Genomic DNA, 21,211 nt, shown 5'->3' with positions numbered 1-21,211 from the left:
CTTACTTCACTCGTTGTCCAGTAATTTCATCAAAGAAAGCTTTGTTATCAGGTTTACGACCTAAGAAATCATGCACCAATTTTTCTGCTTCATATTGACCACCTTGCGACAAGATCGTTTTGCGGTAGCGTTGTCCCACTTCAGGGTTATTTAGGTTATCTCCGAAAGCAGACAACATATCGAGTGCCATCACTTCAGACCACATATAGCCATAATAGCCAACTTGATAACCGCCCATGATATGGTTGAATTGTCCTGGGAATTCAGTACTTGAGACATAGCCTAAAGCTGTCTCGCCTTCCATTTTCTTCCAAACATCTAAAGGTTTAACACTCAAAGCATCTGATGAGTGAAGTGCCATATCATATTTTGCATACAAGGCTTGACGTGCATAATGTAAACCACGTCCATAGCTATGAACTGCTTTTAATTTATTAATCAGGGCATCATCTACAGGTGGACACGCTGGATTACAGTAATTTGCAAGCGTAGATAAAGTTTCTTTACGACGTGCCCACTCTTCATACATTTGTGAAGGCGCTTCTACAAAGTCGCGCTCTACTGAAGTCCCCGATTGAGATGCATAGCGTGTATTGGACAAAATACCGTGTAAAGCATGACCAAACTCATGAACAAAGGTTTCAAGTTCACCACTATTTAAACCTTTACGGTTAAAGTTGGTCACTAAAGCAGAAATCGGTTTACGCTTAGTCAAGGTACTACCACCTTTTACGCCCCAAACAGCTGCATGACCGTACTTCCCTTCACGTGGGTATTTATCGATATATAAACCACCAAGCAGCTCACCGGTCTTTTTATCTTTTACATCATAATATTCAACTTCTGACTGCCAAACATCAACTTTCGCAGGCTTAAATTCAATACCATAAAGGTCAGATGAAATGGCAAAAATCCATTCTTGAGATGCTTGGGTTGGGAAATAGTCACGCAATTTTTCTTGATCGATTTGATACTTTTCTTTGCGAAGTTTTTCACTCCAATAACTCTCACTCCAGCGATTGATTTCAGCTTTTTCGAGTGGAATTTTCAGGCTTTTCGCTTTGAACTCACGTAAAGTCTCAACTTCTTTTTTCTCTAAAGGTGCCACCGTTTGATGAACATCGGCTAAGAACTTATTCACTGTTTCAGGGTCTTTTGCCATACGGTGTTGCAACACCCATTCGGCATAGCTTTTTTTGCCAAAGAGCTGCGCAATTTCATAACGTAAATCCATTGCTTGCTTTAACAATACTAAGTTTTTCTCAGTACCACGACGCGTGAATGCAGTTTGGTAACGCTTACGCGCATCATCACTTTCTGCTAGTTCCATAAATGGACGGTATTCTGGGTATTCAAAACCGAGCAAATAATTGCCCTTTTCATTTTTCTTTAAGCCCGAAATATAGCTGTCTGGCAAGCCTTTCAACTCCGCCGGTGTAAACTCCAGTTTTTCTTTATTATCTCGTACATTACGCGCATATTCTTGTTCAATTTTTGCCAATTCATCAAAGATAGCTTTCAAACGTGCACGTTTTTCAGGTGTAAATTGCACCCCTGTATTTTCAAAACCATCCAAGATGTCTTGACGCATTTTTTTATCAATTTCGTCATTGGTTTTGAGTTTTTTAATTTGCTCATAAAGTTTTGGATTTTGATAAACCGAAGTTTGAAACTCCATAATTTTAATTTCACAATCTTCCGCAGCCTTACGTAAAGCCTCATCAGGATCGACGTTGCTATATAGTCCGATTGGTCCATAAAAATCTTCAAATTTGGCAAAAATTTGATCCCACTCCGCCAAAACAGGTGCTGCTTTTGCATTATTTTTTATCTTTTTTTGCTCAAATGCCGCTAAATCTGTTTTCACTTGCTGAATTTTGGCATCACACAGCGCAGGTATTTCTTTGGCTTGGAACTTTGGCAAAGTACTCCGTATTGAATCTTCGGCTTGAACGAATTGGCTAGCGCCGATCATCAACATACTGAGGGTGGTGAGTTTCAAAGCTTTATTTTTCATAATTTCTCCAGTTTTGTTCCATTTTATTTTTTCGGGTCAATATCGATGTACATCCATTCTGTTGCCAAAATTGGATGCTTTTTATAACCAATCACGCGTGGTTGCGACAACACACTACGGTAACGTGCATAATTAATTTGGACAGGCATATACACTTCTAATATGCGTGACATTTTCCGATAGACTGCATCCCGCTCTGGTCCCGGTTTCATACGCTGTGTTTGTTCATATAAACGGTCGTATTCAGGTATTTTTGAACAGCCGTTGTTGGTGACATTAATATTTTTGCCATAGAACAATTGCATAAAATTGTCTGCATCTGGATAGTCTGCGATCCATGCAGATGCTTTAAACATGGTTTTACACTGTTTTTCGGCTTTTAAAGCTTCTGCAAATGGCATCGACTTTGTTGTCATTTTTATTTTGATGCTATCAAAAGTTTTCTTCCAAAATTCGCCCGACTGCTGACTACGGCTACTATTGCCCGCTATCGTCATTTCAATCGTTAGCGGTTTACCATTCGGTTGAGTACGCCAACCATCTGCGCCGACTTTATAGTTATAACGATCGAGCAATAAATTTGCCGCTTTGACCGAATATGGAATACTCGACTTATAATTCGGGTCATAGCCGACAACACCGAATGGAATTGGGCTTTGTAATTTTTGCGCATCACCATTCATCAAAATTTTGATTTGATTATCTGCTGAATAAGCCATCGCCATTGCACGACGTAATGCAATTTTTTCTTTACTAAAACCACCAACCACAGGGTTTTGCATATTCCAATAGTGATAGTCGATAGAGGGGTCAGAAATGCGCGACATTTGGATGCCTTTTTTAGCCAACTCAGGCTTTAGCTCTCCATCTTTTAAGGCTTGTACCGACAAATCTCCATCGAGCACCAACAAATCAGCTTCATTTTTTGCAAAGGTCAACCAACGTGATTGTGATTCTTCCATCACCTGAATATCAATCACACCAATTTGTGGCATTTTTTTGCCTTGCATGGCTTTTACGATCTTTTCATCTTTGGCATCTGATGCCTTGAAGTCCCAGACAAAACCACGATAGTTGGGATTGGCCTTTAAAATAATTCGTGAGCCAGGTGTCCAGCGCGTCAAAATATATGGCCCTGTACCCACCGGTTTACCCATCACAAAACCCGCTTTGTCTCGATATTTTTCGACCACTTCACGTGCCATAGCCGATGCAGGTTGATGAGCCAATAACATTGGAAAGTTTTGATCTGGAGAATTTAAACGAATGACAAGGGTATACCGATCAGGGGTTTGTATGCCTTCAATTGGTGCATCATAGTCAAACTTACCTGTTTTTTTCGCCTTATCTAAAACCTTCTCCATGCCTAAAATGCGGCCATCGAGTAGCCAACTGTTTGGTGAGCGAAGTTGTGGATCGACTAAACGTCTAAAGGTATATGCATAATCAGCCGAGGTTAACTCTCTTTTCTTGCCCTTAAACACAGGATCATCAGCAAAATAAATGCCTTTTTGCAGGCGAATGGTATAAGTCAAACCATCAGCACTGATTTCTGGCATCGCAGCCGCCGTTTTAGGAACCAACTTTGCTGGTGATGCTAAATAGTCATAGGTATATAAGGTTTCAAAGATTGAGGTATTCACATGTGCAGAATACAGATCATGTACGCCAACTGGGTCAAAACCTGTTTCTGCGACAGGGAAAATATGACGTAAAACTTTATTTGGATCTGCTGGATTCTTTGCCATTGCTAATGTCGGCATCGCACTGAATAGCACTCCCCCCATCAAACACGCTGTAGCAAATTTGGTTAGCGTAAAATTCGAATTTCGCTTCATTGTAATCCTGACTCAATTATTTTTTACTAGGCTGAATATCGAGATATTGCCAACTGGTGTTCATCATTGGATGTGTTTTATACCCCTGAATTTCAGGGTGAATTAACCAATTACGAATCCGTGTAGAATGGATAATCCAAGGGTTATCCGCTTCAATTTGACGGTTCATTTTTTCATAAAAAGGTTCACGATCTTTAGGTTTCAACACAATTGCTTGTTTATATAAAGCGTCATAAGCTTTAGATTGATAACAACTTAAATTCCCTTGTCCTGAATTTGGCCCATATAGTAATTGAGCAAAGTTCTCCCCTTCAGGATAATCTGCAATCCACGCTCCTGACCACATCATATATTTACATTGCATTGCTTCTTTTAAATTATCAGCAAAGTTACTGACCTTAAACTGTACCCGTATCCCAATGGCATCGAGATTTTTTTTCCACAACTCAGATTGAATCACTGATTTAGAGCTATTTTCAGTATTTATTTTTAAGGTCAACGCTTTACCATCGGGCAAGGTTCGATAACCATCAGCACCTTTCTTATACCCAAATCGATCCAGTAATTTATTGGCCAGCAATGGGTTATATCCCAAACTGCTGCGATATTTTGGATTAAAGCCACTCACACCTTCTGGCAAAAACATTTCAGCCTTTACGGCCTGCCCTTGATATAACTGTTTAATCGCTTCAGCTTGATTGTATGACATGCTGATAGCACGGCGTAACGCAATCTTTTCAAGGCTTTGACCACCGACAAGCGGGTCTTGCATATTGAACATGCTGTAGGTGATTTCAGCATCTTTATTTGGATAATGCTTAATGCCGAGCTTTTGCATATCAGGCTTAAGTTTATTTTGCGAATCTAAGGCTTGCGGTACTGCATTTGAGGTCAATTTATCAAAATTCAGCTGCCCTGTTTTAAATGCTAACCACCGTGACTGTTCTTCTTCAATAATACTGACGGAAACTTTGCCGATTTGCGGCATTTTCTTCCCGTTCATTTCTTTAACTAACTGATTGTCCCAAGCTGTGCCTGTCGATTTAAAATTCCAAACAAAACCACGATAATTCGGGTTTGCAACCAGTTCGATCTTGCTACGTGGCACATATTTACTGAGCTGATACGGCCCCGTTCCTACAGGATGTTGTGCAATTTTATTGCCATAAAATTCAACAACTTCTTTTGAAACTGCTCCAAACGTAACATAGGCCAAAATATATTGGAAATTATAGTCAGGGCGCGTCAAAGTAATTTGCAAAGTATAAGGATCTATCGCTTTTAGGCCGGCAATTGCTGCATTGTAATTAAATTTTCCTGACTTTTTTGCATCCGCAACGACCGCATCCCCCCCTAAGATCTTGCCATCAATAAATGAATAAGTCGGAGAACGGTTAGCTGGATCTAAAATTCGCTGAATTGCGTAAATGTAATCTTGCGCAACCAGCTCGCGTTTTTTCCCCTTAAAGGCTGGATCATCTGAAAAATGGATGCCTCGTTTGATTTTGAAGGTATAGACTTTTCCTTCTTGTTCAATCTTTGGCATCGCTTCAATGGTATTTGGAACAAGAACAACAGGACGTGCTAGATAGTCATATTTTAATAAGGGTTCAAAAATCGCTTCCGCAATATTGCCACTATAATAATTATAGGTTTTGACCATATCAAAACCATCATCAGGTGCTTCAAATGCAATATTTAAAACTTTATTCGATTGTGCAGAAGCTTGAACCTCGGCCATCATCCCTGTTGAAATTAATAATGCAAGGAGCGCTATTTTAAATTTTCTAGTTTCCAAACCTTTTCCTTTCTGATGATTTTTTAATAATACAAAGCCGCAAGCAGACTTTAAATAAAGCCACCCTCACTAAAATAAAACAATCTAGTTTAAATTGAGTTTTAAACGTAGAACTTAATACAGCAATTAATATAAAGCGAAATTCATGCCACCACTCCTTGGTTGAAAGTTATCTGAATTAAATATCCTTTTAAATTCATTTTTTAAGATAAATTTATACTAATAGCGACTTTCCGAGTAAAGCTCGTTTTTATCAAAAATTCAACTCTTGGATGTGTACTCATCCATGCACATTCTGCACAAATATAATACATTCCTGATTCATAATGGATCATGTTCAGATGAAATGACAGACAACAGACAACTAAGCCACTGAATTTATGGTTTTTATTTTTTATTTATTTCTCTTATTAGCCTTATAAATCAAACACATAAATATGAATTAAATCACACTTTTTATGGTTTAATTTGCACCTAATCATGTTTTTAAATTTTTTTTGATCAAATGTTAAATTCCCAACAAACCCCAATCAAAAGGATAATTTTAAAAAATATACTTACCGTTCATCTTAAATTTCTCCAATTTAAAATCAATAATGTAGATATTTATCAGTATTTTATATTTGAAAATAAAATTTAAATATAAATATGGCACTTGAATTGCTTAAAAAGAATCAAGCAATATCGCTAACTACAACAAAAAGGAATACTTTTACTATGAAAGAGAAAAAAAATGCTAAATCTGTGGGGGGCACACCATTTAGCAAAACAATACTTAAATTAAGTACTCTTAGTTTAAGTATGCTGTGTTTATCTTTAGCGCATGCAGCAGATAATACGGACGAAGAAGAGAAAGCTCAGCCAAAAGTAGCTAAAGTGACCGTAACAGGCTCTTCAATTAAAGGGGTAGCAGCACAGAGTGCATCACCAATTACGGTGATTAAAGCTGAAGAATTAATTAAACAGGGTGTTACCACTGTGGAAGAAGCGATGAATAAAGTCAGTGCTAACCAGGCTGGCTTTGTGACTTCCCAGAATATTGGTAAAAGTAATACCTCTGGTTCTTCAGCAAATTTACGTGGTATTGGTACCGATAAAACACTTGTCCTTTTAAATGGTCGCCGTCTGGCAAATAGTCCATTCAGTACTTCAGAAGTCAATTTGAATATCATTCCATTGGCAATGGTAGACCGCGTCGAAGTCCTACGTGATGGTGCATCTGCCGTTTATGGTGCAGATGCAATCGCAGGTGTAATCAACTTTATCACTAAAAAACAATATACAGGCGCTGGTATTAGCGGAGGTATATTTGCACCTGAAGAAGCTGGAGGCGATAAAAAGGACGTCTCTATTTTTGGTGGTTATGGCGATTTAGATGAACAAGGTTTTAATGTCTATGGTGTTATCGATTATCGTAAAACCGACCCAATCTGGGCTAAAGATCGTAAAGTCAGTAAACGTGGCGGTTTAATTCCTGAACTCGGTATGGCAATTGGATCGACAGCTGGATTCCCTGCAAATATCGGTGATTCAGGCGTTGGTATTGTTAACCCGTATATCAACGATAACTGTAATAATGCACCAAATACATTTGTCTCTGGTACACGCTGTTTACTTAATACCCAAGCATTGATTGGTATTATTCCGGAAGAAGAAACACTATCTGCTCTTGGTAAAGCTACAATTAAAATCAATGACAATATCAATGCTGTTGCTGAATACATCTATACAAAAAGCGAAGTCACCACTTCTATTGCTCCAGATGTTTGGGGTGGTAGCCTAACTATTCCGAATACAAGTAAATACTACCCTGGCAATGGCATAACTCCAGGTATAACTGGTTTAAAAGATGATGAAGCTGCCCTTTATCTTCGTTCTCAAGCTGGTAATCGTGTATCACACACCATTAATGAATCGAATCGTGTCTTTGCCGGAATTGAAGGTGAAGCTTTAGGCTGGGATGTGAATGCTGGGGTGACATATGCCAAAGGTGAATCAAGTGACAGCTTCAAGAGCGGCTATCTCAACATGGAGAAAGTACAAGATGCGCTGAATGATGGAACACTTAATCCATTTGGTGCGCAAGCACCTGAAGATGCAGGGAAATGGTCGACTTTTGATGTTAGAGGTAAAACAAACGTCGCGAGTTTAGAATCAACTTCTGTTGACTTCACAATTAGCCGACCAATTTTCGAACTACCTGCGGGTGAAGTTGGTTTTGCATTCGGTGGTAGTTTCACTAAGCAAGATTGGGAGGCTAAAGTAAACTCACCGATTGTCGCTTTAGTTCCTGGTAGTGGTATAGACCCTGATAAACCAATCAGTAAAGGTGATCGTGAAAATACAGCATTCTTTACAGAATTCCACATTCCGATTTTACCAACCTTAGAAGCTCAACTTGCAGCGCGTTATGATGATTTCAGTGATTTCGGCGATACATTCAACCCGAAAGTTTCATTACGTTGGGAACCGACAAAGCAATTGATGTTCCGTTCGTCATATAGCACTGGTTTCCGTGCCCCAAGCCTTTGGGAAATCAACGCTCCACAAAGCGAAACATACACTAGCGCCAGCTTCGACAATCCAAGATTTTGTGATGCTGAGGGCAAGCCAAATGATGTTAACTACGCCGACCAATGTGGTATGCAATTCAAACGCAAGCAAGGTGGTAACCCAGATCTTCAACCTGAAGAATCAACATCATATACAGCTGGTTTCGTCTTTGAACCAATCAAAAACTTAGTCTTTACTGCTGATTACTACAATATTGAAATTGAAGATCTTGTTGGTTCAATTACACCTGACATGATTTTCGACAATCTTAGTCAATACGGTAACTTAATTGTATATGCACCAGATGGCCGAATTCAGTATTTAAATACAACACTGCAAAACATGGGTGGTTTAAAAACTTCTGGTGTTGATTTAAGTCTAAATTATCAAACTCCAAATACACCTACAGGACGTTGGGGCTTCGGTATTGATGGTACTTATGTCATCAAAATGGATTACCAAACTGAAAAAGGCGGTGAATGGGAAGGCTTAGTCGGTGTTTATGATGACCCTGCAGTTGTCCGCTGGAAACATACGGCCAACCTAAATTGGGCATATGAAAACTGGGGATTGCGTTTCGAACAACAATTCACCCGCGGTTATGAAGACGCATCTGAAACTCGTGATGTTGCTGACTATACCTTGTATAACGTTGCAGGTACTTACAAAGGCTTTAAAAATCTAGAGCTTACAGCAGGTATCAAAAATATGTTTGATGCCGAGCCAGCTGCATCTGACGCAAAAAACAATGCACAGTATGGTTATGACCCTCGCTACAGCGATCCAACAGGACGTACTTACTTTGTACGTGGTACATATAAATTCTTCTAAAACATAACTTTGCTAACACGGTTACTCGTCTAACCGTGTTAGTAGCGTTAATTTATTTAATTAGTCAAACATAAAAAATGCAAAAAACACTTATATCTCAAGTGCCAATTTCACTATTGATTGTTTGTCTCACATTTCAGGAGTAGTAATGGGCAAAAGCTTTTCCGAATTAGAAAATAATTCCGGCAAACGCCTGATCGGAATTGGGGCAGTCATTCTTCTGCATCTCATTGTACTCTACGGATTAATTACTGGCCTGTCCAAAAAAGGTGAGAAAACTGTAGAAGAACCTGTTGAATTAATCATTATTCAAGATAAAAAACCTGAGCCAGAAAAACCGAAACCAATTGAAAAACCACCTGAATTACCAAAACTCGTTAAGGAAGTGCTCAAAACACCAGACCCTCAACCTGAACAAAAGGTTGTTGAAAAAGCTGCACCAACACAAACAGTGAAAGCCGTTTCAACACCTACGCCTACAGCCTCTCCATCTCCTAGCCCTGTTGCAGCACCTGCACCAATCGCTGCGGCAGCACCCGCTCCTGCCCCTGCTCCAAAACCAGCTGGGGAAACACGTGGTGCATCTGAGGGTAGCGTTGGATGTAAAGAACCAGATTACCCTCGTGAAGCTGCAATGGCAGAAGAAGTAGGAACTGTCCGCATCTCTGTATTGGTTGGGCCTGACGGCAGTGCGAAACAAGTGAAGGTCAAAAAATCGAGTGGTACTAAATCTCTAGATAAGGCTGCTAGCAAAGCATTCAGCTTATGTACATTTAAGCCTGCACTCAAAAATGGTGAGCCAGTTGAAGATTGGTTTGATATTGAATACGAATTTAAACTTGATTAATGAATCTACAAAAATTTGGAGAATATAAATGAATAAAATGATGAAATCTGCGCGTATTTTTGCATCTGCTACAGTTTTAGTAACAAGTACATTACTCCCACTGCAAGCAGCATTTGCTGAAGAATCTGCAAATACTGCAACAACACAAGTAGAAACTACGAATACAACAAATACACCTGCACCGCCACCAATGCCTACAGCAACCAAAGAAGTCTATAACCCGTATGGCTTAGAAGCACTATGGCGTGAAGGTGACATCGTTGCTAAATCGACACTCTTTATCTTGGTCCTGATGTCGATTGGAACTTGGTACATCATGGTCACTAAATTTATTCAACAAGCTAAAATTAAACGTCAAGGCAAAGAAGCCGAAGCTAAATTTTGGGATGCTGCTTCAATTGATAGCGCAGCAGAAACCTTAGACGAATCGAGTGCATACCGCTTTATTGCAGAAAAAGGCATTAATTCAACCAAAAAACATGGCGGTAATCTGCTGGAACGTATCGACTTCAACACATGGGTGACTATTTCAATCCAGCGTGCTATCGATAAAATTCAAAGCCATTTAAGTGGTGGATTGGCTTTTCTCGCAACTGTCGGTTCGACTGCACCATTTGTGGGTTTGTTCGGTACAGTTTGGGGTATTTACCATGCTTTAACGGCAATTGGTATTTCAGGTCAGGCATCTATTGATAAAGTTGCTGGCCCAGTCGGTGAAGCCCTGATTATGACGGCAATTGGTTTGGCTGTAGCAGTACCTGCGGTTCTTGGCTATAACTGGTTAACACGTCGTAATAAGGCAGTTCTAGATAATGTTCGTACCTTTGGTTCAGATCTACACACCGTACTTTTAAGCGGTGAGATCAAAAACAATAATAACGACACCAAATAAGAGAGGCATCAGCCATGGGAATGATGGTCAATTCAGATGGTGACGAAGATGATGTAATTTCAGCCATTAATACAACACCTTTGGTTGATATTATGTTGGTACTGCTCATTATTTTCTTAATTACAGTACCTGTTGCAATCCATACAGTTCCGGTGAAGTTACCTGAGGAAAAGAACACTCCTTATGAAACCAAACCGATCAATATTCAGATTGCTGTCAATAAAAATGGCGATATCTTCTGGAATGAAAAATACATTGCAGATAAAGATACGCTGATCAGTCGACTACAAGCGGAAGCTAAAAAGCGTCCGCAACCTGAAGTTCATATCCGTGGCGATCAGGTGACAAAATATGAAGCGATTGATGAAGTCATTAGTGCAACACAAGCAGCAGGAATTGGCAAAATTGCTTTTGTCACTACTCCTGTTGCCGCACCATAATCGGATGAGGGACAAGGTATGGGAATGAATGTCGGTTCCGATAAAGACGATGATGTTATGTTGGACGTCAACATGACGCCATTGATCGATGTGATGTTGGTTTTGCTCATTATGTTTATTATCACAATTCCAATTCCAAATAATTCGATCAATATTGATTTGCCAAACGGTACGCCACCGCCAACCAATGAAAAGCCGCCTGAGCCGGTCACTTTACGCATTGATGCACAAGGTAAATTATTTTGGAATGGTCAACCCGTTGCCAATAAGCAAGCTTTAGAAACACTTTTTGCTGGTGTTGCACAACAAGCAGATCAGGATACGATCAAAGTGCAACCTGACAAAATGACAGAATATAAAGATGTCGCAATGGTGATGGCCGCAGCACAACGTTTGAATGTCAAAAAAATTGGGGTCTCAGCAAATCAATAATTGCTCCCCAACAAAAAAAGCCAACTGATCACCTCAGTTGGCTTTTTTAATTCTTCACAGAAATCTATACAGTTAGTGACTCAGAAATAAACACATAGTATTTATTAAGTATTTTTCTGCTTCCAAAAATCATATAGCTCATGATCAGAGTTTGGCTTTAACTGACTAAAACTCAACCCTTGCTGTTCATGTGGTTCATGTCTTAATTTTTCGGCAATCTCTGCTGTAGATAAACCAGAGGCTTCTGCATCAGCATTTGAATAGGCATACACAATTTTTTCAACTCCAACCATTCGCAGAGCCGCCAAACACATTGGACACGGTTGTCCGCTCGCATAAACGACACAGTCCTTCAAAGACGTCGTATTTAAATTTTGTGCGGCTTGTCTTAATGCATTTAACTCGGCATGAGATGTGGGATCGCCTGAGATTAATATTTGATTCACCCCTGTACTCACCACAACGCCATGCTTAACGATCACAGCACCAAATGGTCGACCAGCTTGCTCAATATTTTCTTTCGCAAGTTGAATCGCAAGTTCTATAAACGCATGATCCGTCATAATTACACCCAATCATTGTCAATATATAGAGTTAGCCCATTATGCCAATACAGGAACATCAATCCATAATGCTTGTGGAAAGTGTTTCGCTAAATATGCTTTTAAATATTCAGCAGTATCTTTAGAAATCAATGCATCTTGCGATTCATCATTTAAATTATAAGCGAGTGCATAAAGCACTAAGCCACGACTTTTTAATGCTTCCAAACTTAAAATCGTATGATTAATGCTGCCCAAACGACCTGATGTCACCAAAATAACGGGATATTGTTTCTCTACAACATAATCGATGGTTAAAAGGTCCGTAGTCAATGGCACCATCAAACCACCCGCACCTTCGAGTAAAACGTTGTCATATTTTTCAGTTAAACGTTTTGTCGCATATTCAATTTTAGCAAAATCAATGTCACGTCCATCGAGTTTGGTGGCGAGATGTGGCGACGCAGGATAACTAAATATTTCAGGCATCGTGAGTTTGGTTTCATCTTCGACCAACAACCCCGTACCCATAATTTGACGATGTTGTTCTATATCCTCAGAAATATCGACATTGCCTGTTTGGATCAACTTTTGCGTGATCGTTCGCGCCCCTTGTTCATTCCATATTTTAGCCAAATAGCCCGTGGTATATGTTTTCCCGATGCCTGTATCGATCCCACTAATGAAATAAACTTGCCCTGTCATGGCATTCTCCGTGCAATACAAAAAATCGGATGATAGGTCAGTGCATAACGCATCTGCCCAGATTCATCACGCAAAGAAAACTGTTGATATGCTGAATAAAAATCAAAGAGCGATTGTTTCGTCCAACGAAAATGTGAGGCTGTCGCAGTCACACCTGTCGCTTTTAAATGCTGCAAAACCTGCTTTGGATGATCAAAATATAATGCCGCTGTCTGCTCTGAAAGATGCAGAATTTCAAAACCATTTTGACTTAATATGATTTGAAGCATATCAACATCGAGGTAGTCCAAACCCTGCCCAGTCAAAGCTTTTATTTCCTGTAAATTCTGCTGCCCAAAGGTCGAAAAACAAAAATATGCCTCTGGATTTAAACTTTGAAAGGCTTTCTCAACAATGCCCGCTAAGTTCCCTACCCATTGCAAAGCTGAACTAGATGCGATCAAGTCGATATGCTGTGGAAATTCAAGTTGTTCGATATCTCCAAGCCAATACTGAATCTGCTGACTTGATGAAAAATGCTGTTGAATTTCTGCATATAGATCATTTAAAACCAAATGATTGATTTGCATATTTTCCAGCATCAAATGGCTTAAATTCCCCGAACCACATCCGATTTCAAAAACGGTTTCTACAGGATGATTTTGCAACTTTGGACAATACTGCTGCATCAACTCAAATAAATGTTGAGCAATCTCTTTTTGTACAACGGCATGTTCAGCATAGCTCTGCCCTGCCTGAGCAAATCGCAACGCCACTTGGGATTTATCAATCTCAATATTATTCACAAGTCACTCACAACAATTGAGTCAACTGATCAAGATCTGTTTGTGTAATCTGAGCAGTGAGTGAAATGCGTAAGCGCGAACTATGCTGCGGCACAGTGGGTGGACGTACAGGCATGATATAAAAACCTGCCGTTTGCAATGATTGAGCCTTGGCAACTGTTTTATTCGACTCGCCAATAATGACGGGCACAATATGTGATGTAGATGGACAATCAAAACCTTTAGCTTGCACAGCTTGCTGCAAACTTTGACTGATTTGTTGTAAATGGTGACGCTCTTCTTTTAAATTTAAAACGTTCTTGAAAATAAAATCTGTCCAAGCCATACAGATCGGGGGCTGTGCAGTACTAAAAATCAACGGTCGCATCGAGTTAATCAAATAGTCACGAATAATCGCATGACAGATGAGATACCCCCCTATTGAAGCCAGTGCTTTACCAAATGTCCCGACTAAAAGATCAATATCATCAATCACTTGATATTGTTCAGCACAGCCTAAACCACGCTCACCGCGCACACCGATTGCATGTGCCTCATCGACATACAACATCACTTTGGGAAATTGTTTTTTGATCCTTACCAGTTCAGCCAAATCGGTTTCATCACCATCCATACTGAAAATCGATTCAGTCACCACAATGATCCGCTCAAAAGCCTCATCTTCATGATATTTGCATAAAAGCTGAGAAAGATGCGCCAAATCATTATGGCGATAACGTACATATTTCGCACTCGATAATCGGATGCCATCAATCAAACTGGCATGAATTAACTTATCCGCCAATATCAAGGTTTTACTGTCTGCCAGTGCAGGTAAAATCCCGATATTCATGTGATAGCCGCTGTTAAATAACAGTGCAGATCGACCATGAAAGGCATCACTTAATGTTGATTCAAGTTGTTCATATTCAGAAAAGTTTCCTGTCAATAAACGCGATGAGGATGAACTCATCCAACGCTGTGCGTTCGGGGTTTCATCAAAGAATTGTTCACGTAGATGTAGGTTTGAAGCCAAACCTAAATAGTCATTTGACGCTAAATTCAACATGGTATGATCGTGAATACTAATGTAACGATCATGCTGATGATTCGAAGTGAACTGACGTAAGTTGCCTTGCTGTTTTAGTTGATCAAGTTGATCTGAAAAATGGCTAAGCAGATTCATACCGACTGCCCCATGTTTTTCACCACCTCAACCATTTGTTCTAGCAAAATTTTTAATTCATACTCAGAAATAATATAGGGTGGCATCACATACACTAGCTTACCGAATGGACGAATCCAAATACCACGACGAACAAACTCCTGTTGTAGCGTTTTCATATCGACATTAAAGGTCAATTCCACCACACCAATAGCACCAAGTATTCGCACATCTTGCACATAATTGAGTTTAGCTAACGAACTCAAGCCCAACTTTAGCTGTTGTTCTATACGTTGAATATTACTCGCCCAGTCCTGTTGCATTAAAAGTTGGGTACTTTTCAGCGCAACTGCACACGCCAGCGGATTCGCCATAAAGGTTGGGCCATGCATAAACACGCCGGCTTCGCCTTGGCTAATAGTATTCGCGACTTTCTGCGTAGTCAGGGTTGCAGACAAGGTCATATAACCGCCTGTCAGTCCTTTACCAATACACATAATATCTGGCTCAACTGCGGCCCATTCCCAAGCAAAGAGCTTTCCTGTTCGCCCAAAGCCTGTGGCAATTTCATCAAAGATCAGTAAGATATTATATTTTTCGCAGAGTAATTTAGCTTGACGCAAATATTCAGGATGGTAGAAACGCATGCCTCCTGCACCTTGCACAATCGGCTCTAGAATCAATCCCGCAATATTTTCATGCTGTTCAGCAAGTGTCTTTTCTAGTTCAGCAATATCCATAGGATTCCACACTTGGTCAAAGCCAATTTGCGGTGCTGGAACGAATATACGATTGGGCAAACTGGAACCAAATATCTGATGCATCCCTGTCACGGGATCACACACAGACATCGCATTCCAAGTGTCGCCATGATAGCCAGAACGTGGAGTGACAAAATTGGTTTTATTCGGTTGATGCAAAGACGCCCAATACTGCACTGCCATTTTTAAGGCCACTTCGACAGCAACCGAACCTGAATCGGCAAAGAAAATTTTATCTAAACTGGGCGGGGTGATTTTTAACAGTAACTTAGCAAGTTGAATCGCAGGATCATGCGTCAATCCACCAAACATGATATGTGACATTTGTTGCAGTTGATCGGTCACAGCTTGATTTAGCTCGGGATGGTTATAACCATGAATCGCACACCACCATGAAGACATACCGTCAATCAATTGACGACCATCTTCAAGCTCAATCATTACCCCTTGCGCACGTTTCACTTTAAACGTTGGAAGGGGCTGAGTCATCGATGTATAGGGATGCCAAATATGCTGCTGATCAAATTGTAGATCGGTTAAATTGACCATCCCTCACTCCATGTATCAGGCTAAAACATCAATGTGGCAAGATGTTACCCCCACGCCAATGAAAAATAAATTGCCATAAAGCCCAGCTATTCAGAGATTTGTTCTATTTTCTTTAAATATTGGAAGATTTTGCAACTTATGACTTCAGATTCAAACAATGGAAAGCCATGTGAGCCAGAAACCAATTCAGTCTCCAAAAACTTTACAGCTAAATTACGCAGTAAGCGTTCAACTTTGTAACTAACCAAATAATCTTGCTTAGCAAAAATATGGTATTGATGACCTGTGTAGTTTTTCAAGATACTGACATTATTAAGCTTCTCCAAACAGTTCAATCCTGCTCGAAGCACATCTAAATTTTGCGCTTGAATCAAATTTTGCAAGGTGATGAAATCTTGCTTGCTGCTATCAGCGCCCTGACAAACCATATAACCAAACTTTTTTAGGGTCGAAATTGCATCCTGCTCAAAAGATTGTTTGAAGCTTTGAAAACTCACTTGATCCATCGCAGCAGGCCACTTTTCATCAGCCACAAAACTTGGATTTGAACCTAATGTGATCAGCACTTTCTGTTGTTGATATTTTTTTTGAATTTCATCTACCAAAATCGTTGCCAATTGGCCACCAAGAGACCAGCCAATAATCACATCAAATTGCTGCGCCGATTCAACTTTCTGTTCAAGCACTTCTAGATTTAAGGCATCAAAAATATTCCATAATTCGACCTGATAACCTTGCGCGATCAATGCCTGCTGTAAAGGAGCCAGTAATTTACGACCGCCGCCCCAACCAGTAATAAGTAAAATCTTTTGTTTCAATGCAAACTCTAAAATTAAACGATTCCAAATAGTATAAAAGCTCAAAGCAAGTTTGAAAGTGGCATTTCAGCACATCAACCGATTTGCCAAAAGACATTCGCAATCGACTTTGATAAATATAAAATCAGCTAGCCTACAGCGCTTTAAAATTTGCTAAGATCAGATAAAGAACGATATAAACTGATGCTCTATGAAAGTTTCTTCATTGCTAAAAATCTGTTTCATGACATATGCTTTAATAGCAACTACCCAAATCACAGTTGCCGAAACATCAATACTCAGCACCAGTCAAAACAAACAAAAACAATGGGTAGGCACACCCGCACCCAACTTTAAATTGCAAGATCAAAATGGAAAATGGCACGAACTGAAGCAATATCAAGGGAAATGGCTTGTTCTGTACTTTTATCCCAAAGACAACTCACCCGGTTGTACAGAAGAAGCCAATCAATTTAAAACCCTGTATCCACAATTTTTTAAAACTAATGCGGTTGTTTTGGGCGCAAGCTTAGATGATGTTGCATCACATCAAAAGTTCTCTAAAGCACTCGGACTTCCCTTTCCAATTCTTGCCGACCAACAGCATAAGCTGGCGACTCAGCTAGGTATTGTACGAAACTTAGGGATTTTGAAAGTTGCCAAACGTGAAACCTTTCTGATTGATCCGAAAGGCATTATTGTGTATCACTACACCAGTGTGAATACACAGACACATGCGGCGCAAGTTTTGGCAGATATCAAAAAACTACAACAATAGTTTTCATGACTTAATAAAAAACCCAGCTTGTGCTGGGTCTTTAGATTCTTTCGAAATTTATATTTGAGACTGAATATAGTTTGGTAAGCCAATCAGTTCGATCAAACGCATTTGCTTTTCAAGCCAGTAGGTATGATCTTCTTCAGTATCTGACATTTGCTGACGTAGCATGTCACGGGTCACATAGTCACCCTTTTCTTCACACAATTTTACGCCTTGTGCAAGTTTCTCACGAACATGATATTCAAGCGCTAAATCTGCTTTTAAACAGGTCACAACGTCTGTACCAACTTCAATATCATCACGATTCATATTCGGCGTTCCTTCAAGGAACAATACGCGACGAATCAATGCATCTGCATGTGAGCCTTCTTCTTGGCTTTCATGATCGATACGTTCAAAGATTTTACTTAAACCCCAATCTTCATACATACGGGAATGAATTAAGTATTGATCACGAGCAGCCAGTTCGCCACCGATCAGCATATTTAAGTAGTCTACGACTTCTGGATTGCCACGCATTTTCTTCACTCCATACCCTTTTCAAATATTATGGACAAGTTTCAAAATGAATGCAAAATATAATTTTTGTAAGCTTATGATTTATATAAAATTTAAATGATAAACATACGCATTTGCAGTTCAATTCCGCGCATTTTTCACATATAAAAGAAGCCCTTGCAGAATATTCAAAGCGCTTAGAACACAAAATAAGCAAAAATCGCTAGATGCTGTTTTTTGTAACAATTAACAATGCGTCTTGTTTAGCAAAAATTCGCCGGATTGATCCAAGACGCCATACTTGCAATGCCTCGCCTCTATTCATGGAATAGTGCACTGATGACCCAAATTTCCAAAGAAGACAGACTTAAGCTGAAGTCCAACGTGCATTGTTCCATGCTTGCTGCTGCTTTGAATCTAAAAAAGTCCAAGCGACAAAACGGCTTTCTTTTTGTCCCTGAGTCATTTTAATAGTTTTCACATCCACTGCGCCGCTCTTCGCTAAGGCCTTTAAAAGCACTGGCAATGTTGTTTTCTTGGAAACTAGTGTACTAAACCAAAGGCATTGCTCTGCAAACTGAATGCTCTCTTGCACCATTTGGCAGACAAATCGTTCTTCGCCGCCATCACACCAGAGTTCGTTTTTTTGACCTCCAAAGTTTAACACCACCTTGGTACGATCAACCGGCTTGCCCAGTTTTCTTAATTTTTGCGTTGCTGTCGCGTTGGCTTCATCTTGCGAGGCATGAAATGGCGGATTACACATGGTCAAATCAAAACGATCTGAAGGTTTGATCACACCAATGAAAATATTGCTCGCTTTTTTCTGCAATCGAATCTGAATACCTTTACGCAGATTCGGATTTGCCTCCACAATAAATTGGGCACTTTTAACCGATGCAGCATGAATGTCTGAGCCGACAAATTTCCAGCCATAGCTTCGATGACCAATGATCGGATAAATACAGTTCGCGCCAACGCCAATATCTAAGACTTGAACGGTGTTTCCAGCTGGAATCAGACCTTTATTGTTAGCACTCAACAAGTCAGCCAAATAGTGGATATAGTCCGCTCGCCCCGGAATAGGCGGACAAAGATAATCTTGAGGAATATCCCAATATTGAATGCCATAAAAATGCTTGAGCAATGCTTTATTCAACATTTTCACAGCGTGCGGATCAGAAAAATCTACCGATAAATCGTTATATTTATTTGGGCTGACAAAAGGTGCAAGTTCCTTACAGCTCTTGATTAACTGAGGAAAATCGTAACGACTACGGTGCAGATTTCGTGCATGTAATTCCGACTTTTGCTGCGGAAAAGATTTCTTTGCTTGCGCCATATGTATGCCAATATTCAACGGGAGAACAGAATCATCTGATAAGGCAGGATATCTACCTGCAAATTAGTTGATATTGTACGTGAATTTACCCCCCAATTGCTCCCCCAACCTGTTATTTGTCTTTCTGCAAATCAATAACCACGTGGACATCTATTCTTATTTAATCTGTACATTTTTGGTTGCTATAGCATTAGATTTCATTAAAAAAACCGTGGAAGATGAAGAATCAACAAAAAAGCCCAATCTGTGATGATAGGGCTTTTCATATCAGCATAAAATAATGATTTATATGAAATAAAAGTTAGTATTCGTATAGCGTGTATTATGTTAATTTTAGGGGAACTTAATATTCATTATCCATCTAAATCAAATATATCTAGAGAATCAACATACGGTAAGATCATATAATTATGATCTGATAAATGTCGTTTCAACCTACTACTAGTTTCTTGATTATAAGAATAAATGTTATCTAATTCTTCGAAGAGAGAATCCAGTTTCTCTAAGGTAAAGCTTGGCTTCTTGATAAAAAATAATAAACTCGCACCTAAGCCAACATATTCTAGATCAAAATTCTTATCCAAATATTGGATTAAACTGAAAGATTCAAAAGGAGATAGATCACAACTAAAATATCCATTGAGCTGTGCTGCAAATTTTTCATGATCATTTTCAGAATTAACTAATTTAATTTGAATAACTTCATCTAAAATTTTTTCAGGCTGCTCATTAATTTTTAATAAAACAGATAGGTCTTGATCACTATAATTAAATTTTCCATGTAGATCATGAATGTTCACCTTATTTTCAGATCTTAATAATTGATCAATATGATACTTAACCTGAAATGGCAGGGTGTTGTCATAGCTTATATCTTCATCTTCACCCTCTTCAATAATTTCCGATGTATCAAAATAAAGTCCATCTCCCATCGAAGCATGCATAGACGTATATTCACACTGTCCTATATCTTCTAAAAGCATTAACACTTTCTTAGGAGCATTTTTTGCTTTAATTTCTAAATACAAATTGAGAACATCTTTCCAAGATTTAGATTCACTAATTGTTGCAAAACACAACAATTCTTGAGCCTCATCACTTAAAAGGGGATTTGCTTTCTTTTCGATATTAAGTGTAGTCATAAGATTTTTAGAAAGTTAACTGAAGCCAAGAATTATGTCAGATCTCCTCCATTTAACATAATGGCTGTTATACGAAATGAAAAAACCTAGGCACTGGTCTAGGTCTTAAATTTAAAAAAATACATAAAAATTAATATAATAGTCTCAACATTTGCCTATTGTGACTTGTTTTAACTCTAATGAATCATCAAATTCAAAATGTAAATAGTTATCAAATATTCTGTATTTAAGCCAACTGTCACCTTCTCTTTCGGGGGGGGGGGCCAAATAGATTGGCTACAGATTGCTTCGTACTTTTATGATTAATACCTATAATCAGATCTTCTAAAAACGGGTATAAGTAATATTCTTCATTCTCTTTGACTTAGATAAAAATGGTATCTAGTATTTTGATGTGTGCTGAATTAGCAGGAGACTTTCACTTGGGAGATTCTAGGCAGCTAACCGATAAAAGTCTTCTGCCATTTGATTTGGTGTCTTAAAATCCAAGCCTTTTTGAATTCTTCGCTGATTATAA

18 protein-coding genes are annotated in these 21,211 nt (G+C 39.2%); 6 read left to right on the top strand and 12 right to left on the bottom strand.

The annotated features are described in order from the left end of the window. Position 1 precedes the first annotated feature (1 nt). From FTU64_RS06990 to FTU64_RS06980, 3 genes are all read right to left on the bottom strand, one after another. Positions 2 to 2,017: a M3 family metallopeptidase gene (locus FTU64_RS06990; protein ID WP_180059469.1), complete on the bottom strand. Its 2,016-nt coding sequence runs from the start codon at positions 2,015 to 2,017 to the stop codon at positions 2 to 4. Between the two features lie 23 nt (positions 2,018 to 2,040). Continuing rightward, positions 2,041 to 3,804, bottom strand: coding sequence for an ABC transporter substrate-binding protein (locus FTU64_RS06985; RefSeq protein WP_373685813.1), 1,764 nt, complete (start codon positions 3,802 to 3,804; stop codon positions 2,041 to 2,043). Between the two features lie 67 nt (positions 3,805 to 3,871). Continuing rightward, entirely contained in the window at positions 3,872 to 5,599 is a 1,728-nt protein-coding gene (locus FTU64_RS06980; RefSeq protein WP_180055390.1) for an ABC transporter substrate-binding protein, read from the bottom strand. A 771-nt stretch (positions 5,600 to 6,370) separates the two neighbouring features. Between FTU64_RS06980 and FTU64_RS06975 the strand changes: the two genes are divergently transcribed. From FTU64_RS06975 to FTU64_RS06955, 5 genes are all read left to right on the top strand, one after another. Further along, positions 6,371 to 9,037, top strand: coding sequence for a TonB-dependent receptor (locus tag FTU64_RS06975; protein ID WP_168379578.1), 2,667 nt, complete (start codon positions 6,371 to 6,373; stop codon positions 9,035 to 9,037). Between the two features lie 148 nt (positions 9,038 to 9,185). After that, positions 9,186 to 9,884 (top strand): energy transducer TonB, encoded by a 699-nt coding sequence (locus FTU64_RS06970; protein ID WP_180026721.1) that lies wholly within the window; start codon positions 9,186 to 9,188, stop codon positions 9,882 to 9,884. A 28-nt stretch (positions 9,885 to 9,912) separates the two neighbouring features. Further along, the gene (locus tag FTU64_RS06965) at positions 9,913 to 10,776 is read left to right on the top strand and encodes a MotA/TolQ/ExbB proton channel family protein (protein WP_078194237.1); all 864 of its coding nucleotides are present in this window, start codon (positions 9,913 to 9,915) and stop codon (positions 10,774 to 10,776) included. A 14-nt stretch (positions 10,777 to 10,790) separates the two neighbouring features. Further along, positions 10,791 to 11,216, top strand: a complete 426-nt coding sequence (locus FTU64_RS06960) for a biopolymer transporter ExbD (RefSeq protein ID WP_078190074.1) — start codon at positions 10,791 to 10,793, stop codon at positions 11,214 to 11,216. An 18-nt stretch (positions 11,217 to 11,234) separates the two neighbouring features. Further along, positions 11,235 to 11,648 (top strand): biopolymer transporter ExbD, encoded by a 414-nt coding sequence (locus FTU64_RS06955; RefSeq protein ID WP_078190075.1) that lies wholly within the window; start codon positions 11,235 to 11,237, stop codon positions 11,646 to 11,648. Between the two features lie 104 nt (positions 11,649 to 11,752). On the opposite strand, the gene FTU64_RS06950 is transcribed toward FTU64_RS06955, so the two are convergent. From FTU64_RS06950 to FTU64_RS06925, 6 genes are all read right to left on the bottom strand, one after another. After that, positions 11,753 to 12,211, bottom strand: a complete 459-nt coding sequence (locus FTU64_RS06950; RefSeq protein WP_180059468.1) for a nucleoside deaminase — start codon at positions 12,209 to 12,211, stop codon at positions 11,753 to 11,755. 39 nt (positions 12,212 to 12,250) lie between these two features. After that, positions 12,251 to 12,895 (bottom strand): dethiobiotin synthase, encoded by a 645-nt coding sequence (gene bioD, locus FTU64_RS06945; protein ID WP_180059467.1) that lies wholly within the window; start codon positions 12,893 to 12,895, stop codon positions 12,251 to 12,253. Further along, positions 12,892 to 13,680, bottom strand: a complete 789-nt coding sequence (gene bioC / locus FTU64_RS06940; RefSeq protein ID WP_180059466.1) for a malonyl-ACP O-methyltransferase BioC — start codon at positions 13,678 to 13,680, stop codon at positions 12,892 to 12,894. The genes bioD and bioC overlap by 4 nt, the downstream gene beginning before the upstream one ends. Before the next feature lie 7 nt (positions 13,681 to 13,687). Further along, entirely contained in the window at positions 13,688 to 14,845 is a 1,158-nt protein-coding gene (locus tag FTU64_RS06935) for an 8-amino-7-oxononanoate synthase (protein WP_180059465.1), read from the bottom strand. Next, positions 14,842 to 16,134 carry an adenosylmethionine--8-amino-7-oxononanoate transaminase gene (bioA, locus tag FTU64_RS06930; RefSeq protein WP_180059464.1) on the bottom strand — a complete coding sequence of 431 codons (1,293 nt, stop codon included), beginning with the start codon at positions 16,132 to 16,134 and terminating at the stop codon, positions 14,842 to 14,844. Before bioA ends, FTU64_RS06935 begins: the two co-directional genes overlap by 4 nt. 86 nt (positions 16,135 to 16,220) lie before the next feature. Continuing rightward, positions 16,221 to 16,952: a YqiA/YcfP family alpha/beta fold hydrolase gene (locus FTU64_RS06925; RefSeq protein ID WP_180059463.1), complete on the bottom strand. Its 732-nt coding sequence runs from the start codon at positions 16,950 to 16,952 to the stop codon at positions 16,221 to 16,223. Between the two features lie 223 nt (positions 16,953 to 17,175). Here FTU64_RS06925 and FTU64_RS06920 point away from each other — a divergent pair, with 223 nt between their 5' ends. Further along, positions 17,176 to 17,709, top strand: coding sequence for a peroxiredoxin (locus FTU64_RS06920; RefSeq protein WP_373886573.1), 534 nt, complete (start codon positions 17,176 to 17,178; stop codon positions 17,707 to 17,709). A gap of 57 nt (positions 17,710 to 17,766) precedes the next feature. Here FTU64_RS06920 and bfr read toward each other — a convergent pair whose 3' ends face one another. The 3 genes from bfr to FTU64_RS06905 all read right to left on the bottom strand — a co-directional run bounded on the left by bfr (position 17,767) and on the right by FTU64_RS06905 (position 20,694). Beyond that, positions 17,767 to 18,231, bottom strand: a complete 465-nt coding sequence (bfr, locus tag FTU64_RS06915) for a bacterioferritin (protein ID WP_180059461.1) — start codon at positions 18,229 to 18,231, stop codon at positions 17,767 to 17,769. Between the two features lie 346 nt (positions 18,232 to 18,577). Then, positions 18,578 to 19,552 carry a 23S rRNA (adenine(1618)-N(6))-methyltransferase RlmF gene (gene rlmF, locus FTU64_RS06910; RefSeq protein WP_180059460.1) on the bottom strand — a complete coding sequence of 325 codons (975 nt, stop codon included), beginning with the start codon at positions 19,550 to 19,552 and terminating at the stop codon, positions 18,578 to 18,580. Between the two features lie 353 nt (positions 19,553 to 19,905). Then, on the bottom strand, positions 19,906 to 20,694 hold the full coding sequence (locus tag FTU64_RS06905) for a hypothetical protein (protein ID WP_180011991.1): 789 nt from the start codon (positions 20,692 to 20,694) through the stop codon (positions 19,906 to 19,908). Positions 20,695 to 21,211 lie beyond the last annotated feature (517 nt).

Source organism: Acinetobacter sp. YH12128 (assembly GCF_013418655.1).
Taxonomy (GTDB): Bacteria; Pseudomonadota; Gammaproteobacteria; order Pseudomonadales; family Moraxellaceae; genus Acinetobacter; species Acinetobacter amyesii.
This window is presented reverse-complemented; position numbering and strand designations above follow the sequence as displayed.

What these genes read in the sequence shown, in the direction of transcription:
- FTU64_RS06990 (WP_180059469.1), bottom strand. Translation starts at nt 2,017, where the DNA reads ATGAAAAATAAAGCTTTGAAACTCACCACCCTCAGTATGTTGATGATC.
- FTU64_RS06985 (WP_373685813.1), bottom strand. Translation starts at nt 3,804, where the DNA reads ATGGGGGGAGTGCTATTCAGTGCGATGCCGACATTAGCAATGGCAAAG.
- FTU64_RS06980 (WP_180055390.1), bottom strand. Translation starts at nt 5,599, where the DNA reads ATGATGGCCGAGGTTCAAGCTTCTGCACAATCGAATAAAGTTTTAAAT.
- FTU64_RS06975 (WP_168379578.1), top strand. Translation starts at nt 6,371, where the DNA reads ATGAAAGAGAAAAAAAATGCTAAATCTGTGGGGGGCACACCATTTAGC.
- FTU64_RS06970 (WP_180026721.1), top strand. Translation starts at nt 9,186, where the DNA reads ATGGGCAAAAGCTTTTCCGAATTAGAAAATAATTCCGGCAAACGCCTG.
- FTU64_RS06965 (WP_078194237.1), top strand. Translation starts at nt 9,913, where the DNA reads ATGAATAAAATGATGAAATCTGCGCGTATTTTTGCATCTGCTACAGTT.
- FTU64_RS06960 (WP_078190074.1), top strand. Translation starts at nt 10,791, where the DNA reads ATGGGAATGATGGTCAATTCAGATGGTGACGAAGATGATGTAATTTCA.
- FTU64_RS06955 (WP_078190075.1), top strand. Translation starts at nt 11,235, where the DNA reads ATGGGAATGAATGTCGGTTCCGATAAAGACGATGATGTTATGTTGGAC.
- FTU64_RS06950 (WP_180059468.1), bottom strand. Translation starts at nt 12,211, where the DNA reads ATGACGGATCATGCGTTTATAGAACTTGCGATTCAACTTGCGAAAGAA.
- bioD (WP_180059467.1), bottom strand. Translation starts at nt 12,895, where the DNA reads ATGACAGGGCAAGTTTATTTCATTAGTGGGATCGATACAGGCATCGGG.
- FTU64_RS06935 (WP_180059465.1), bottom strand. Translation starts at nt 14,845, where the DNA reads ATGAATCTGCTTAGCCATTTTTCAGATCAACTTGATCAACTAAAACAG.
- bioA (WP_180059464.1), bottom strand. Translation starts at nt 16,134, where the DNA reads ATGGTCAATTTAACCGATCTACAATTTGATCAGCAGCATATTTGGCAT.
- FTU64_RS06920 (WP_373886573.1), top strand. Translation starts at nt 17,176, where the DNA reads ATGACATATGCTTTAATAGCAACTACCCAAATCACAGTTGCCGAAACA.
- bfr (WP_180059461.1), bottom strand. Translation starts at nt 18,231, where the DNA reads ATGCGTGGCAATCCAGAAGTCGTAGACTACTTAAATATGCTGATCGGT.
- rlmF (WP_180059460.1), bottom strand. Translation starts at nt 19,552, where the DNA reads ATGGCGCAAGCAAAGAAATCTTTTCCGCAGCAAAAGTCGGAATTACAT.
- FTU64_RS06905 (WP_180011991.1), bottom strand. Translation starts at nt 20,694, where the DNA reads ATGACTACACTTAATATCGAAAAGAAAGCAAATCCCCTTTTAAGTGAT.